This is a genomic window from Pseudomonas sp. BSw22131, assembly GCF_026810445.1.
Lineage (GTDB): Bacteria > Pseudomonadota > Gammaproteobacteria > Pseudomonadales > Pseudomonadaceae > Aquipseudomonas > Aquipseudomonas huanghezhanensis.
Window position 1 is genome coordinate 4,550,902 of the sequence record NZ_CP113949.1, and the last position, 16,075, is coordinate 4,566,976.

A 16,075-nucleotide genomic window follows, 5' to 3' on the forward strand; every position below is an offset into this window, starting at 1 on the left:
ATTGGTTTTTCTTATACAGCGTCTGACTCTAGACTCGCCACATTCTTCTATTAACGAGACGAGCTCATGTCCGGCGAAACTTCCCTCAACGTCCTGCTGCAAAGCATGAGCCCTGCCCTTAACCCCGGTGATTACGTGTTCTGCAGCGTGGCAGATCTCAATGTAGTCAGAGGCAAGGATGCGATCGGCAGCTTCCGGGAGCGTGAGGGGTTGACCGTGATTCTCGAACGCAGCGACGCCCAATCGTTAGGGCTCGACTGCGGCTATGTGATGGCCTGGATCACCTTGACCGTGCATTCGTCACTTCAGGCCGTCGGTTTGACTGCGGCTTTCGCTGGTGCCTTGAGCCAGGCAGGTATCAGCTGCAACGTGATCGCCGGGTTTTACCACGATCACTTATTCGTCGGAAAAAACGACGCCCTCAAGGCCCTTGATGTGCTGAGCAGCCTCGCTCGCAACGCTCACTGAGTTAGACCCGGAGCACTCTTCATGTGGCAAAGCTATTTCAACGGTTAACTGGTGGCCGCAGGGCTGATCATGGAAATTGGCACGCAAAACATGTTCGTGCGGCGCAAAGTCTGCGAAAAATAAATCAGTCCCCTCGCAATACTCGACAAGGTACGGGGCGTTAATCAACTTTCCATCGCCCATCAAAAATCTTCATGATCTTCGCCCACATGTTCTGGAACCTCTATCCAACACAGTTGTTGCGTGGTTAAGGTCTGGGGCCGGTGCTATGATCCTGCCCCTGCGCCGCAAAGAGTACAAACTCGTCGGCGTGTTTGTCTGGCCGTCCGTGATCGGCCTTGCGCCCACCGCAACCTGACCTGATTAGGAGAATTACCATGGCTTTTGAATTGCCGCCGCTGCCGTACGCACATGATGCACTGGCACCGCACATTTCCAAGGAAACCCTGGAATACCACCACGACAAGCACCACAACACCTACGTCGTGAACCTGAACAACCTGGTCCCAGGTACAGAATTCGAAGGCAAGACCCTCGAAGAGATCGTCAAATCCTCTTCGGGCGGCATCTTCAACAACGCAGCTCAAGTATGGAACCACACGTTCTACTGGAACTGCCTGGCGCCAAACGCGGGCGGCGAACCTACCGGCGCTCTGGCTGACGCGATCACTGCAGCCTTCGGCTCGTTCGACAAGTTCAAAGAAGAATTCAGCAAAACGTCCATCGGCACTTTCGGTTCCGGCTGGGGCTGGCTGGTGAAAAAGGCTGACGGATCCCTGGCTCTGGCCAGCACCATCGGCGCCGGCAACCCGATCACCAGCGGCGACACTCCGCTGCTGACCTGCGACGTCTGGGAACACGCTTACTACATCGACTACCGTAACCTGCGTCCAAAATACGTTGAAGCATTCTGGAACCTGGTTAACTGGTCGTTCGTTGCCGAGCAGTTCGAAGGCAAAAACTTCACCGCCTGATCCCTCAGCGCTGAACGTTGAAAAAAGCCCGGCATGTCCGGGTTTTTTTTCGCCTTATGTTCGTTGTTTATGTATTGTCAGAAACCGATAGCGGACTAATATCAGTTGCGCCCTGAATTGATCAAAAGCGCCTAAAGTTAAGCCCCATGTCGACCGACACAGTGACGATGGCCTCACTGCGCGCGCAGTTAGGCATCCAAAGAAACAGTGATGCGATCAGGCTTATTCCATGGCGCTCGAGCCCAGGGTTTGCTTTTGCCAGTGCTTGCAACCAGTCACCCGTTCTCAGCATGGATGAAGGAATACCCATTTGAAGCTGGAATTCAAAAACAGCTTGTCGGTAAAGCTGCTGCGCGTGGTATTTCTCTCGGCATTGATCGTGGGCGTCCTGCTGAGCTGCGCGCAGATTGTCTATGACGCTTATAAGACGCGTCAGGCGGTGGCCAACGATGCCGCGCGGATTCTCGACATGTTTCGCGATCCCTCGACCCAGGCGGTCTACAGCCTGGATCGTGAAATGGGCATGCAGGTCATCGAAGGACTGTTTCAGGACAAAGCCGTGCGCATGGCTTCCATCGGCCATCCGAACGAAACGCTGCTCGCCGAAAAAGCCCGAGAGCCAGACGCCTCCCCCACCCGCTGGCTGACTGATCCAATCCTGGGTAAGGAGCGCAGTTTCACCACCCAACTGGTCGGCCGCAGCCCCTACAGCGAATATTACGGCGACCTGCGCATTACCCTCGATACCGCCACCTACGGCGAAGGCTTGATCACCAACTCGTTCATCATTTTCATCTCTGGCGTGCTGCGCGCGTTGGCGATGGGCCTTGTGCTGTACCTGGTCTATCAGTGGATGCTGACCAGACCACTGTCGAAAATCATCGAGCACCTGACCAGCATCAATCCCGACCGCCCGAGCGAGAACCAGATTCCGCTGCTCAAAGGGCACGAGAAAAACGAATTAGGCTTGTGGGTCAACACCGCCAATCAGCTACTGGCGTCTATCGAGCGCAACACGCACTTGCGGCATGAAGCTGAAACCAGCCTGTTGCGCATGGCCGAGTATGATTTCCTTACCGGTCTGCCCAATCGCCAGCAATTGCAGCAGCAGCTCGACAAGATCCTGGGAGACGCTGGCAAAGTGCAGCACCGGGTGGCTGTACTGTGTGTGGGACTGGATGACTTTAAAGGCATCAACGAGCAGTTCAGCTATCAGACCGGCGATCAATTGCTGCTGGCCCTGGCTGACCGGTTGCGCGGCCACAGTGGTCGCCTCGGCTCGCTCGCTCGTCTGGGGGGCGATCAATTCGCGCTGGTGCAGGCCGATATTGAACAACCCTATGAAGCCGCCGAGCTGGCGCAGAACATCCTTGATGACCTGGAAGCTCCCTTCGCGATAGATCAGCAGGAAATCCGTCTGCGCGCGACCATCGGCATCACGCTGTTTCCGGAGGACGGCGACAGCACCGAAAAGCTGCTGCAGAAAGCCGAACAGACCATGACGCTGGCCAAGACCCGGTCACGTAACCGTTACCAGTTCTACATCGCGAGCGTCGACTGCGAGATGCGCCGCCGCCGCGAACTGGAAAAAGACCTGCGAGAAGCGTTGGTCCGCGAGCAGTTCCACCTGGTTTACCAGCCGCAAATCAGCTACCGCAATCAGCGCGTGGTCGGCGTGGAAGCGCTGATTCGCTGGACGCACCCGGAACACGGTTTTGTGCCACCGGATCAATTCATCCCGCTGGCCGAACAGAACGGCACGATCATCGCGATTGGTGAATGGGTGCTCGATCAAGCCTGCCGACAGCTACGCGAATGGCACGATCTGGGCTTCATGGACCTGCGCATGGCGGTCAACCTGTCGACGGTTCAACTGCATCACGCCGAACTGCCGCGGGTGGTGAATAATCTGCTGCAAATCTATCGCCTGCCGCCGCGCAGTCTGGAACTGGAAGTCACTGAAACCGGCTTGATGGAAGACATCAGCACCGCCGCCCAGCACCTGCTGAGCCTGCGCCGCTCCGGCGCGCTGATTGCGATTGATGACTTCGGTACCGGGTATTCTTCGTTGAGTTATCTCAAGAGCCTGCCGCTGGACAAGATCAAGATCGATAAGAGCTTTGTGCAGGATTTGATCGACGACGATGACGACGACGCGACCATCGTGCGCGCGATCATTCAGTTGGGTAAAAGCCTCGGGATGCAGGTCATTGCCGAAGGTGTGGAGACCGCAGAGCAAGAGGCGTACATCATTTCCGAGGGCTGCCACGAGGGTCAGGGCTATTTCTACAACAAGCCGCTGCCCGCGCGCGAACTGCTTGCCTATCTCAAACAGGCTGAACGCACGCACATGGGAGTGCTGTAAACGGCCTGATTGAACACTGCAGGGGCCAACTTGTAGGCGGAGCAGCTTCCTGAGTGAAGCCGTTACAGCCGCTCGCGAGCAAGCTCGCTGATACAGAGATCCCGCCGTCATCCGTATGACAATCTTTGTTACACCTTGAAATATCTACCTGCACGACTAAAGGCATTACGCCTTTACACAGAATGCAAATCTTTCGCATTATGTCGCAGCTTTTCTGGCGCGTATCGCCGATCTCATTCTCTCGACGCAGGATTCCGTCATGATTCGTATGCCCCTGGCAACCGCTAGTCTGTTGGCCATCGCTATCTCCCTCGCCGGTTGTGGCGAAGGCAAGGACAAGCCCGCCGCTGCAGCTCCCGCTGCCGCGCCTGCCGCAACGACTACGACGCCAGCCGCAGTAGCGCCGGCCCAGACCAACGATGCTGCCGCCAAAGCCGTGGTCGCCAATTACACCAATATGGTCTTCGCTGCCTTCAGCGACGCTGAATCCACCGCAAAAACACTGCGCACCGCCATTGATACTTTTCTGGCCAACCCAAACGATCAGACGCTAAAAGCCGCTCGTGACGCGTGGGTCGCCGCACGTGTGCCCTACATGCAGACTGAAGTTTTCCGCTTCGGCAATACCATCATCGACGACTGGGAAGGACAGGTTAACGCCTGGCCTCTGGACGAAGGCCTGATCGACTACGTGGCCAAGGATTACCAGCACGCCCTGGGCAATCCGGGCGCTACGGCCAACATCATTGCCAACACCACCGTGCAGGTGGGTGAAGACAAAGTCGACGTCAAGGACATCACGCCTGAAAAACTCGCCAGCCTGAACGAGCTGGGTGGCTCCGAAGCAAACGTCGCCACCGGTTACCACGCCATCGAGTTCCTGCTCTGGGGTCAGGACTTGCACGGCAACGGTCCGGGCGCGGGTGAGCGCCCAGCCAGCGATTACATCGAAGGCAACGGTGGCACTGGCGGACATAACGACCGTCGCCGCGCTTACCTGAAATCGGTGACCGACCTGCTGGTCAGCGACCTTGAAGAGATGGTCAACAACTGGAAACCAGGTGTCGCCGACAACTACCGCGCGTCACTGGAAGCCGAGTCGGGCGAAGCTGGCCTGCGCAAGATGCTCTTCGGCATGGGCAGCCTGTCGCTGGGTGAACTGGCGGGCGAGCGCATGAAGGTGGCGCTGGAGGCCAATTCCAGCGAGGACGAACATGACTGCTTCAGCGATAACACCCACAACTCGCACTTCTATAACGGCCTGGGCATTCGCAATGTTTATCTGGGTGAATACACCCGCGTTGACGGCAATAAAGTGACCGGCCCAAGCCTGTCGTCGCTGGTCGCCAAGGCAGACGCTGCAACCGACGCCACGCTGCGTGCCGACCTGGATGCCACGCAGGCCAAGCTGCAAGTCATCGTCGACCACGCCAACAAAGGCGAGCACTTCGATCAGTTGATCACGGCGGGCAATACCGCAGGCAACCAAGTGGTGCGCGATGCCATCGGGGCATTGGTCAAGCAGACCGGCGCAATCGAGCAAGCGGCCGCCAAGCTGGGCATCACCGACCTGAACCCGGACAACGCTGATCACGAGTTCTGATCCCCAACGCATCACCCGCTGAGCACAGCGCTCACACAGGAAAGCCGGCCGTTTTTACGACCGGCTTTTTTACGTCAAAAATCAATGAAACCGCAGACTCATGTCAGCCGCGCCGGACGTATCTTTAACTTGCGTAGGGTATTTCCTATTCAATCCTTGTCGGATTGAAGGTTGAACTTGGCACATCGATTATCCCCACTTCCTTGATCCACCCCATCCAGGAGGGAGACAGCAAGTGCCAACAAAAGTCAGAAAAAGGCGCACCGTCAAAGACGTTAACCATAACGATTACGGCATCCATTTATTGGTAGGCGCCAAAGGCCCCAGAGCATGGAAAGTCACGATCTACCGCGATGGTCTGGTTTACAACCGACTGTTCTCATTCTCCCGTTACGGCGGTCAGGACGCAGCGCGTGCCGCGGCTGATAAATGCCGTGACCAACTGATGCTCGCCAACCTGCCCAAACTCAGCCGCGACATCCGTCAGCGACTGATCAGCACCAACACCAGCGGCCATCCTGGCGTGCACTATCGCTGCTACACCGGCGTTGCCTATTGGGTGGCGCGCACCACCTTGCGCAATGGCAGCAGCGTCACCAAGTCGTTCCGGGTCGAATTCTATGGCCATGAACAGGCCAAGCAACTCGCCATCCGCGAGCGCGAGCGGCAACTCGATCAACTGGGTGATTACCGCTCGTACAAGGTAGAGCATGGGGAAAAACACTTGATGCAACTGATTATCCAAAACCCCTCGCTGGAGATAGTCGGCGTATAAAAACAGCGTGTGATGCTGAGCGATTAATTGGTAACAACACGTTGCCAACGGGGAAGCAAACGCAAATCCCTCTTATTCCTGAATGGCTGGACTGGTAAGCTTGCTCGCCCTTAATACCAGCCCGTTGCAGGATGTGTATGACCACGTGGTTTCGTCTTTCAATTCTCCTGCTGATGGCTACAGCCATTGGCGGGTGTGACGACGCCCCGCGTTTCACTCAGGCAGAGCCCGGCGAGCGCTTGTCCGCCGGCGCCGCCACTGTCAGCAAGGCTGATCGCAACGCCTTCTCGCAGCCATCTGCCAACCTCTCGCCTTCGCGGCGCCTGGACTTCAGCGTCGGTAACAGCTTCTTCCGCAGCCCGTGGGTCATCGCGCCCTCCACCACCACCGCCCGCGACGGGCTCGGGCCGCTGTTCAACACCAACGCCTGTCAAAACTGCCATATCAAGGACGGCCGCGGTCACCCGCCAGAGCCCAATGACAGCAACGCAGTGTCAATGCTGGTGCGCCTGTCCATTCCTAACGATCCGGCGTATGCCGACCGCATCGCTCAACTGGGGCTCACGCCCGAACCGGTCTACGGCACGCAGCTGCAGGACATGGCCGTGCCCGGTGTAGCGCCCGAGGGCAAAGTGCGCGTCGAGTACGACTCGATGACCCTGCACTTCCGGGACGGCACACCGATTCACCTGCGCCGCCCTACTCTGCAAATCACTCAGCTGGGCTACGGCCCTATGCACCCGCAGACCCGCGCGTCGGCGCGTATCGCACCGCCCATGATCGGCCTGGGTTTGCTGGAGGCGATTCCAGAGTCGGCGATCCTTGCCAACGCCGACCCGGAAGAGAAAAAAGGCACCGGTATTTCTGGCCGCGCCAACTGGGTGTGGGACGACGCACAACAGAGGACCGTACTGGGTCGCTTCGGCTGGAAGGCGGCACAGCCGAGCATTAATCAGCAGAACGTCCACGCAATGGCGGGCGACATGGGCCTGACGTCGACGCTCAAACGAGCCGATGACTGCACGCAGGCACAGACCGACTGTTTGAATGCACCCAACGGTGAAGGCCCCGACGGCGAGCCCGAAGTCAGCGACAACATCCTGCGGCTGATCACGTTTTACACGCGTAACCTTGGCGTCCCGGCGCGGCGCGACGTGGAAGACGCGAGCGTGCTGCAAGGCAAGAATCTGTTCTTCAAGGCTGGATGCCAGCAGTGCCACACGCCACAATTCACGACCCGACCTGATGCCAGCGAACCGGAGCTGGCCAGTCAACTGATTCGTCCGTATACCGATCTGCTGCTGCACGACATGGGTGAAGGCCTTGCTGACAACCTCAGCGAGTTCCAGGCAACCGGCCAGGAGTGGAGGACGCCGCCGTTGTGGGGCATCGGCCTGACGCAGAGCGTAAGTGGGCACACACAATTTTTGCATGACGGCCGGGCGCGCAACCTGATGGAAGCAGTGCTTTGGCACGGCGGCGAAGCGCAGGCGGCACAACGCCACGTGCTGGCGTTCGATGAACAACAACGTGCTGCCCTGTTGGCGTTTCTGAACTCGCTTTAACCGTATCGCAACCCGATTTCTCAACCGCTTTCTGAAGACCAAGGAGCCGGACATGTTCCGTCCCAAGCTGTTGTTTACCAGCCTTGCCGCACTCGCGCTGGGTGCCTGCGCGCCCTCGGACCCGCAGGCTGTGACTTCCGCCGCCATTGCCAAACAGGTGATCCTGCCAACTTACAGCCGCTGGGTTGACGCCGATCGGCAACTGGCCGTCAGCGCACTGGCTTTCTGTCAGGGCAAATCGGATCTGGAAACCGCTCGCGCTGACTTCCTGCACGCACAAAAAGCCTGGGCGCAGTTGCAGCCTTTGTTGATCGGCCCGCTGGCCGAGGGCAACCGTTCATGGCAGGTGCAGTTCTGGCCAGACAAGAAGAACCTCGTGGGTCGTCAGGTTGAGCAACTGATCACCGCTCAACCCGACATCACCGCTGAAGGCCTGGTCAAATCCAGCGTGGTCGTACAGGGCTTGTCGGCCTACGAATACATCCTGTTCGACGCCGACATCGACATGGCCAACGCCCAGCAAAAGGCCCGTTACTGCCCGCTGTTGATGGCCATCGGCGAGCGTCAGAAGGGTTTGGCCGAGGAAATCCTCAACAGCTGGAACAGCACCGACGGCATGCTCGCGCAGTTGAGCAAGTTTCCGAACCAGCGCTACGCCGATTCCCACGAAGCCATCGCTGAACTCCTGCGCGTACAAGTCACTGCGCTGGACAGCCTGAAGAAAAAACTCGGCACCCCGCTGGGGCGTCAGACCAAAGGCGTCCCTCAGCCTTTTCAGGCAGAAGCCTGGCGCAGCAAGTCCTCGCTCAGCAGCCTGCAGGCCAGCCTCGAAAGCGCAGAAACCGTCTGGGTCGGCGTCGACAACCATGGCCTGCGCGGCCTGTTGCCCGCCGAGCAAAAACCACTGGCCGACAAAATCGACGCAGCTTACGCGGCCAGCCGCAAACAGCTGACAGAGCTGAAGCCGCCTCTGGTGGACCTGCTGGCTACCGAGCAGGGGCGTCAGCAACTGAATGCGTTCTACGACAGCCTCAACGCGGTTCATCGCCTGCATGAGGGCGAGCTGGCCAAGGCGCTGGGGATTCAACTGGGCTTCAATGCCAACGACGGTGACTGATATGTTGCGACGCCAGGCCCTGGCTTTCGGCAGTCTTGTTCTCAGCGCATGCACGCTGGGCGGCTGGACGCTGTTCAAGAGAAAGCATGAAAGCCCGCTGCTGCTGTCGGCACGCGATGACGGCAATGGTCGACATTACGCCGTGGGTTATCGGGTGGATGGCACTCAGGTATTCGCCACGCACGTGGCTCAGCGTTGCCACGACATCATCAACCACCCGAGTCTGCCGATTGCGCTGTTCGTGGCGCGCCGGCCGGGCACTGAAAGCTATCTGATCGATCTGCGCGACGGCCGTCTGCTGCAAACCATCGTCTCGCCTGTCAACCGGCACTTCTACGGCCATGCGGTGATTCATCGCAGCGGCGAGTGGTTGTACACCACCGAAAACGACACCACCGATCCGGGGCGCGGACTGCTGGGCGTGTACCGGTTTGTCGATGAGCGTCTGGTGCGTTCCGGTGAACTGTCGACCCACGGTATCGGCCCGCATCAGGTGTCATGGATGCCGGACGGCGAAACGCTGGTGGTGGCCAATGGCGGGATTCGTACCGAGGCCGAGAGCCGTGTCGAGATGAACCTCAATGCCATGGAACCCAGTCTGGTGTTGATGCAGCGTGACGGTGTACTGCTGAGCAAGGAGATGCTGTCGCAACACATGAACAGCGTGCGGCACCTGGCGATTGCCAGCGACGGCACGATCGTTTCGGGTCAGCAGTTCATGGGCGCATCCCATGAGTCGTCCGAATTGCTGGCGATCAAACGTCCGGGCCAACCCTTTACGGCCTTTGCGGTGGACGAGGCTCAATTGCAATCGATGGGGCATTACACCGCCAGCGTCGCTGTTCACAGCGAACTGCGTCTGGTGGCGCTTACTGCGCCGCGTGGCAACCGGTTTTTCGTTTGGGATCTGGACAGCGGCGCCGTGCGACTGGACGCTGCCCTCCCCGATTGCGCAGGCGTGGGCGCCGTGGCAGACGGATTTGTCGTGACCTCCGGACAAGGCCGCTGCAGGTTTTACGATTGCCGCCAAAGCACCCTCGTCGCGCAACCGCTGCAGCTGCCCTCCGGGTTGTGGGACAACCATCTGCATTTGGTTTGAAATCACGGCATCCGGCGCCCTTTTGTAGGAGTTGACGAGCACCGCGGTGCTCGTTAGCTCCTACACTTGATGCGAGTCGAATCGGAAACCTGTTTTGCAAGGAAGTGGAATATGTTGCGTCGCCGCATGCTGATTATGTTGGCCGTTGTGCTGGTCGTAGTTCTGGCCCTGGGCGGTTACAAAGCCTTCTCGGTTTATCAGCAAATTCAGCAGTTCACCGCACCCAAACCACCGATCAGCGTGGCAGTGGCAGTCGTCGAAGACCGGCCATGGCAGAGCCGGCTTCCGGCCATTGGCAGCCTCAAGGCCCTGCAAGGCGTGAACCTCAGTCTGGAGATCGCCGGCACCGTCAAGGCCGTGCTGTTCGAGTCAGGGCAGAAGATCAAAGCCGGTCAGCCGTTAGTGCAACTCGACAGCGACGTCGAGAAGGCACTACTCGGGACGGCCGAAGCCGATCTCGGCCTGGCGAAGGTGGAATACGGCCGCGGCAGCAAGCTGGTGGGCGATCAGGCGATCTCCCGAGGCGACTTCGACAAGCTGGCGGCCACCCAGAAAAAAGCAGCGGCCACGGTGGCGCAACTCAATGCGTCGCTGGCCAAAAAACGCATCCTCGCGCCCTTCAGCGGCACCATCGGGATTCGTCAGGTGGACGTCGGCGATTACCTCGCCAGCGGCACGGTGATCGCCACGCTGCAAGACCTCAGCAGTCTGTATGTCGATTTCTACGTCCCGGAGCAGACCTTGCCAAAACTGGCCATCGGCCAAGCGGTAAAGGTGAGCGTGGCGGCGTACCCGGATCAGGTGTTCGACGCCAACATCAGCGCGATCAATCCAAAAGTCGAAGACGCCACACGCAACGTGTTGGTTCGCGCCACCCTTCCCAACCCTGGAAGCAAGTTGCTGCCGGGGATGTTCACCAGTCTGCAGGTTGTGCTGGGCGACGATACCCGGCAGTGGGTGCTACCCGAAAGCGCCATCACCTACACGCTGTATGGCAACTCGGTATACGTCGTAGTGCCGAAGAAAAATGCCGAGGGCCAGCCTGAAAAAAACGACAAGGGCGAGGCACAACTGGTGGTTGAGCGACGGTTTGTCGAGACCGGCGAGCGACGCGGCGGGCAGGTCATCATCAACAAGGGAGTGAAAGCAGGCGAGCAGGTGGTCAGCGGCGGGCAACTCAAGCTGGACAATGGCGCGCATGTGATCGTCAGCACTGAACCTGCGTTACCGGGACAGAACGGCCAGCCGCGCGCTGACTGATCAAGGCTGGCCCCCAAGGAGCTGGAATGGCATTTACAGATCCCTTCATTCGTCGTCCGGTGCTCGCCAGCGTGATCAGCCTGCTGATCGTGCTGCTGGGTTTTCAGGCGTTCAGCAAGTTGACCATCCGCCAGTATCCGCAGATGGAAAATGCCTTGATCACGGTGACTACGGCGTACCCCGGCGCAAACGCCGAAACCATTCAGGGCTACATCACCCAACCGCTGCAGCAAAGTCTGGCGAGTGCCGAAGGCATTGACTACATGACCTCGGTCAGTCGACAGAACTTCTCGGTGATCTCGATCTACGCCCGCATCGGCTCTGACAGCGACCGGCTGTTCACCGAATTGCTGGCCAAGGCCAACGAAGTCAAAAACAAGCTGCCACAAGACGCCGAAGACCCGGTCCTGAGCAAAGAAGCGGCTGACGCGTCGGCGCTGATGTACATCAGTTTCTACAGCACGCAACTGAGCAACCCGCAGATCACCGATTATCTGTCGCGGGTGATTCAGCCCAAACTGGCCACCCTGCCCGGCATGGCCGAAGCCGAGATTCTGGGCAATCAGGTATTCGCCATGCGCTTGTGGCTCGATCCAGTGAAACTCGCAGGGTTCGGCCTGACCGCCAGCGATGTGACCGACGCCGTGCGCAAGTACAACTTCCTGTCGGCGGCAGGCGAGGTCAAAGGCGAGTACGTGGTTACCAGCGTCAACGCCAGCACCGACCTCAAATCACCGGAAAGTTTCGCTGCCATCCCGCTCAAGACAGAGGGCGACAGCCGCGTGCTGCTGGGTGACGTGGCCCGGGTCGAGATGGGCGCGGAAAACTACGACACCGTCAGTTCGTTCGACGGCACGCCCTCGGTGTACATCGGCATCAAGGGCACGCCCAGTTCCAACCCGCTGGATGTCATCAGAGAGGTCCGGCGGATCATGCCAGAGCTCGAAAGCCAGCTGCCACCGAGCCTCAAGGTATCGATTGCCTACGACGCCACGCTGTTCATCACCGCATCCATTCATGAGGTGGTGAAAACCCTGATCGAGGCCGTGCTGATCGTCATTGTCGTGGTGTTCCTGTTTCTGGGTGCGCTGCGCTCGGTGTTGATTCCGGTGATTACCATTCCGTTGTCGATGATCGGCGTGCTGTTTTTCATGCAGCTCATGGGCTACTCGATCAACCTGCTGACGCTGCTCGCCATGGTGCTGGCTATTGGACTGGTGGTCGATGATGCGATTGTCGTGGTGGAAAACATTCACCGACATATTGAAGAAGGGAAGACGCCGCTCAATGCGGCCATCGAGGGCGCGCGCGAGATTGCGATGCCGGTGGTCTCAATGACCATCACGCTGGCAGCGGTGTACGCCCCGATCGGGTTCCTTCAGGGGCTGACCGGTGCGCTGTTCAAGGAATTTGCGCTGACGCTGGCAGGCGCCGTGATTATTTCCGGGATCGTGGCGTTGACCCTGTCGCCAATGATGTGTGCGCTGCTGCTGCGTCGCGACGAAAACCCTACAGGGCTGGCGCACAAGCTCGACAACGCCTTCGAGGGCCTCAAGGTGCGCTACCAGCGCGTGTTGCATGGCACGCTGAATACGCGCCCCGTGGTGATCGTCTTCGCCTTGATCGTGCTGTGCCTGATCCCGGTGTTTCTCAAGTTCACCCAGTCGCAGCTAGCTCCGGATGAAGACCAGGGCATCATCTTCATGATCTCGACCGGCCCGCAACCGACCAACCTCGATTACATGAACGCCTACACCGATCAGTTCATCAAAATCTTCAAGGAGTTTCCGGAGTACTACTCCTCGTTCCAGATCAACGGTTTCAACGGGGTGCAATCGGGCGTAGGCGGTTTCCTGCTCAAACCGTGGGACGAGCGAAGCCGCACGCAAATGGCGATCCTGCCCGAGGTTCAGGCCAAACTTGCGGGCATCACCGGCCTGCAGATTTTCGGCTTCAATCTGCCGTCGCTGCCGGGCACTGGCGAAGGTCTGCCGTTTCAATTCGTGCTCAATACACCCAACGATTACGCCGCGCTGCTGGAAGTCGCTGACCGCATCAAGAAACGCGCCGAAGCGTCCGGCAAGTTCGCGTTTCTGGACATCGACCTCGCGTTCGACAAACCGGAGGTGGTGGTGGACATCGACCGCGCCAAAGCAGCGCAGATGGGCGTTTCGATGCAGGACCTGGGCGGCACGCTGGCCACGCTGCTGGGTGAGTCCGAGATCAACCGCTTCACTATCGAGGGCCGCAGCTACAAGGTGATCGCGCAAGTCGAAAGGCCGTTTCGCGACAATCCGCAATGGCTGAACAACTATTACGTGAGAAACGACAAAGGTCAGATGTTGCCGCTGTCGACGCTGATCACCGTCAGTGATCGCGCGCGGCCGCGTCAGCTCAATCAGTTCCAGCAGCTCAACTCGGCCATCATCTCGGGATTCCCGCTGGTCAGTCAGGCTGAGGCCATCGAGTTGGTCAGACAAATCGCCAGCGAAGAAGCTCCCGCAGGTTTTGCCTACGACTATGCCGGCGCCTCCCGTCAGTTCGTGCAGGAAGGCAACGCGTTATGGGTCACTTTCGGGCTGGCGCTGGCAATCATTTTTCTGGTGCTTGCTGCGCAGTTCGAGAGTTTCCGCGACCCGCTGGTGATTCTGGTCACGGTGCCGCTGTCAATTTGCGGAGCGCTGATCCCGCTGTTTCTGGGGCTGTCTACGCTCAATATCTATACGCAGGTGGGCTTGGTAACGCTGATCGGCTTGATCAGCAAGCACGGGATCCTGATCGTGGAGTTCGCAAACCAACTGCGACGCGACAAGGGCCTGTCGGCACGTGAAGCCGTGGAACAAGCCGCCGCAATACGCTTGCGCCCGGTGTTGATGACCACAGCAGCGATGGTGTTCGGCATGGTCCCGCTGATTCTGGCGACCGGCGCGGGCGCGGTGAGCCGGTTCGACATCGGCATGGTCATCGCGACCGGTATGTCTGTGGGGACGCTGTTTACCCTGTTTGTGCTGCCGTGTGTTTACACGTTGCTCGCGGTGAAGGATAAACGGACGGAGCCAGCGGGTGGAATTGCCGGTACCTGACAGATCCATTCCCAGGCAGCCTTGCGCAAGACGAAAAAAAACCCCGATCAACGGGGCCTTTCAGTAGAGGGCTGGATTCAATTTTGTCGCCCTGATCCCTGGGCCAGACCGTACATCAACAAAAGCAAGTCGTGATCAGGCCGAGCAGGGACCTGCACTTGGGCGACACGTGGCAAATGACAGATGCCCTGGCCATCTTCCGCGCCCAGGATCTTCGCCCGAGGCTGCTCCCAAGCCGCTAGAGCGACGGAAGCAACACCTAATGCACCTAACAGAAACAAACCTCGAGCCAGTTCTAGCTTCATCGATCTAAACCTTTGATAGAGCTGCCAAACGCTGCCTCGTAAAAGTAGACCAGCTTGCTCCAATCTGCTGGCTTGAACGACGAATGGCGACGCAGCTGCTTCATGTCGTGTTGCGCGGCCGCATAAGCGGTCAGGCGGCGTCGGCATTTTTCCAGATCAAGCAGCGCAACCTCGGGCCTGGCGTGGACGCCCTCGCCCACCACGCGCACAAAAACGTGCTTGATATAGATGCAGCTGTGTTGCCAGCGCCCTTTATGCATGCGGGCAAGGTTCTCTGCCAGCGTCTTGAGCATCAAATCATGCACCGCCTCGCCATGCTGTTCACGGCCACCGGCTGCATACCAGTTTTCGATTTCCTCGAAGCCGTCGAGCGAAGCCGTCACCAGCAGCGCGCGCCACTCGTTGTTTTCGTCGCGCTCGGCCCCGCAGAACACCATTTTCGGGACGTTGACATCCAGTTGACGCAAACCCTCGAGGGCGTCGCGCTCGCGCAAGACAGTAGGACGACCGAACGGGTGAAGCCAGCTGCGGTAGATGTGCCCGGTTTGCCGCTTCACATACAGCAATCGGCCGTTCTCGGACACCACACGCTGCACACCGCTCTCGCCGCCACGACGCCGATTAGGTTCCTCGACCCAGTCACCGCGAGTGTTCCAGAAATAGGCGAAACGATCTTTGGCCGGTAATGCCACGTCTGCTACAAAATCAACGGCCATCCTGTTACCTCTTACGTAATACGTATACACGCCACATGGCGTAAAACGGCAGGAAGTCCAATCGCTCTTGGATGCGAAATCCTGCGTGCATAAATTCAGCTTCAACTGTGTCCACCGGTAACACGAAACGGTTCTGGTAACCCTCCTGCTGACGGTTACGCTCGGCGCGCTTGCGTTTCCAGGCCTTGAAGTTGCCATCCACCCACAGCGAAATAATCACGCTGTCTCGCGTAACCCGATGAAACTCCTTTAATAAAGTCGCCCGATGCTGCGGGTCACCTACGTGGTGCAACAGCCGCATGCTAAAAATGCTGTCCACAGCATTGTCAGGCATATCGATGGCAAAGGCAGATGTCTGCAAGGGTTGTACCCTTTTCACGACTTCTGCCGCTTGCGATGCACAAGCGATGTTCACCATGTCGGCTGAATTGTCAGCGCCGATGATGACGCGATTGGCTTTCTCGGCCAGCAGCGGCCAGAAACGTCCGGCACCGCATGGCAAGTCCATCACCAGCCCCGGCTCACCGGCCAGCGCCAAAGCGCGTCGTGCCAGCTGCTCATCGCGACGATGTGACAACGTCCGCGCCAATCCATCCTTGTGCTTGCGCAAATATTTTTGCGCATGTGTCTGGTTGTACTTGCGGGAAAAATCCAGCTCTATCCGCTTGGTCATGGGTGGATCTCCTGAAGATATCTGCGTCCACGTTAGGCAGGCGGACGTAATCTTCAGGTCATGTCCATGTGA

13 protein-coding genes are annotated in these 16,075 nt (G+C 58.7%); 10 read left to right on the top strand and 3 right to left on the bottom strand.

Translation table 11 applies throughout. The features are described from left to right. Positions 1–66: 66 nt before the first annotated feature. From OYW20_RS20600 to OYW20_RS20645, 10 genes are all read left to right on the top strand, one after another. Positions 67–468 (top strand): ACT domain-containing protein, encoded by a 402-nt coding sequence (locus OYW20_RS20600; protein ID WP_268797761.1) that lies wholly within the window; start codon positions 67–69, stop codon positions 466–468. Between the two features lie 377 nt (positions 469–845). Beyond that, on the top strand, positions 846–1,442 hold the full coding sequence (locus OYW20_RS20605) for a superoxide dismutase (protein ID WP_268797762.1): 597 nt from the start codon (positions 846–848) through the stop codon (positions 1,440–1,442). A 310-nt stretch (positions 1,443–1,752) separates the two neighbouring features. Then, positions 1,753–3,807, top strand: a complete 2,055-nt coding sequence (locus OYW20_RS20610) for a putative bifunctional diguanylate cyclase/phosphodiesterase (protein ID WP_268797763.1) — start codon at positions 1,753–1,755, stop codon at positions 3,805–3,807. Between the two features lie 259 nt (positions 3,808–4,066). Continuing rightward, positions 4,067–5,410, top strand: coding sequence for an imelysin family protein (locus OYW20_RS20615; RefSeq protein ID WP_268797764.1), 1,344 nt, complete (start codon positions 4,067–4,069; stop codon positions 5,408–5,410). Between the two features lie 235 nt (positions 5,411–5,645). Then, the gene (locus OYW20_RS20620) at positions 5,646–6,185 is read left to right on the top strand and encodes an AP2 domain-containing protein (protein WP_268797765.1); all 540 of its coding nucleotides are present in this window, start codon (positions 5,646–5,648) and stop codon (positions 6,183–6,185) included. 137 nt (positions 6,186–6,322) lie between these two features. Then, positions 6,323–7,750, top strand: a complete 1,428-nt coding sequence (locus OYW20_RS20625) for a di-heme oxidoreductase family protein (protein WP_268797766.1) — start codon at positions 6,323–6,325, stop codon at positions 7,748–7,750. Positions 7,751–7,802: 52 nt separating this feature from the next. Further along, positions 7,803–8,867 (top strand): imelysin family protein, encoded by a 1,065-nt coding sequence (locus OYW20_RS20630; RefSeq protein ID WP_268797767.1) that lies wholly within the window; start codon positions 7,803–7,805, stop codon positions 8,865–8,867. Between the two features lies 1 nt (position 8,868). Beyond that, positions 8,869–9,966, top strand: a complete 1,098-nt coding sequence (locus OYW20_RS20635; protein ID WP_268797768.1) for a DUF1513 domain-containing protein — start codon at positions 8,869–8,871, stop codon at positions 9,964–9,966. 111 nt (positions 9,967–10,077) lie between these two features. Then, positions 10,078–11,226 (top strand): efflux RND transporter periplasmic adaptor subunit, encoded by a 1,149-nt coding sequence (locus OYW20_RS20640; RefSeq protein ID WP_268797769.1) that lies wholly within the window; start codon positions 10,078–10,080, stop codon positions 11,224–11,226. Between the two features lie 26 nt (positions 11,227–11,252). Then, positions 11,253–14,309 carry a multidrug efflux RND transporter permease subunit gene (locus OYW20_RS20645; protein ID WP_268797770.1) on the top strand — a complete coding sequence of 1,019 codons (3,057 nt, stop codon included), beginning with the start codon at positions 11,253–11,255 and terminating at the stop codon, positions 14,307–14,309. A gap of 77 nt (positions 14,310–14,386) precedes the next feature. Here OYW20_RS20645 and OYW20_RS20650 read toward each other — a convergent pair whose 3' ends face one another. The 3 genes from OYW20_RS20650 to OYW20_RS20660 are packed head-to-tail and all read right to left on the bottom strand — an operon-like array spanning position 14,387 to position 16,003. Then, positions 14,387–14,614 carry a hypothetical protein gene (locus tag OYW20_RS20650; RefSeq protein ID WP_268797771.1) on the bottom strand — a complete coding sequence of 76 codons (228 nt, stop codon included), beginning with the start codon at positions 14,612–14,614 and terminating at the stop codon, positions 14,387–14,389. After that, positions 14,611–15,330 carry a lipopolysaccharide kinase InaA family protein gene (locus OYW20_RS20655; RefSeq protein ID WP_268797772.1) on the bottom strand — a complete coding sequence of 240 codons (720 nt, stop codon included), beginning with the start codon at positions 15,328–15,330 and terminating at the stop codon, positions 14,611–14,613. The genes OYW20_RS20650 and OYW20_RS20655 overlap by 4 nt, the downstream gene beginning before the upstream one ends. 4 nt (positions 15,331–15,334) lie before the next feature. Further along, entirely contained in the window at positions 15,335–16,003 is a 669-nt protein-coding gene (locus OYW20_RS20660) for a class I SAM-dependent methyltransferase (protein WP_268797773.1), read from the bottom strand. Positions 16,004–16,075: the final 72 nt, after the last annotated feature.

Excerpts from the sequence above, each read along its gene's own strand:
- OYW20_RS20625 (WP_268797766.1), top strand. The coding sequence starts at position 6,323 with ATGACCACGTGGTTTCGTCTTTCAATTCTCCTGCTGATGGCTACAGCC.
- OYW20_RS20655 (WP_268797772.1), bottom strand. The coding sequence starts at position 15,330 with ATGGCCGTTGATTTTGTAGCAGACGTGGCATTACCGGCCAAAGATCGT.
- OYW20_RS20650 (WP_268797771.1), bottom strand. The coding sequence starts at position 14,614 with ATGAAGCTAGAACTGGCTCGAGGTTTGTTTCTGTTAGGTGCATTAGGT.
- OYW20_RS20640 (WP_268797769.1), top strand. The coding sequence starts at position 10,078 with ATGTTGCGTCGCCGCATGCTGATTATGTTGGCCGTTGTGCTGGTCGTA.
- OYW20_RS20615 (WP_268797764.1), top strand. The coding sequence starts at position 4,067 with ATGATTCGTATGCCCCTGGCAACCGCTAGTCTGTTGGCCATCGCTATC.
- OYW20_RS20645 (WP_268797770.1), top strand. The coding sequence starts at position 11,253 with ATGGCATTTACAGATCCCTTCATTCGTCGTCCGGTGCTCGCCAGCGTG.
- OYW20_RS20635 (WP_268797768.1), top strand. The coding sequence starts at position 8,869 with ATGTTGCGACGCCAGGCCCTGGCTTTCGGCAGTCTTGTTCTCAGCGCA.
- OYW20_RS20660 (WP_268797773.1), bottom strand. The coding sequence starts at position 16,003 with ATGACCAAGCGGATAGAGCTGGATTTTTCCCGCAAGTACAACCAGACA.
- OYW20_RS20605 (WP_268797762.1), top strand. The coding sequence starts at position 846 with ATGGCTTTTGAATTGCCGCCGCTGCCGTACGCACATGATGCACTGGCA.
- OYW20_RS20630 (WP_268797767.1), top strand. The coding sequence starts at position 7,803 with ATGTTCCGTCCCAAGCTGTTGTTTACCAGCCTTGCCGCACTCGCGCTG.
- OYW20_RS20600 (WP_268797761.1), top strand. The coding sequence starts at position 67 with ATGTCCGGCGAAACTTCCCTCAACGTCCTGCTGCAAAGCATGAGCCCT.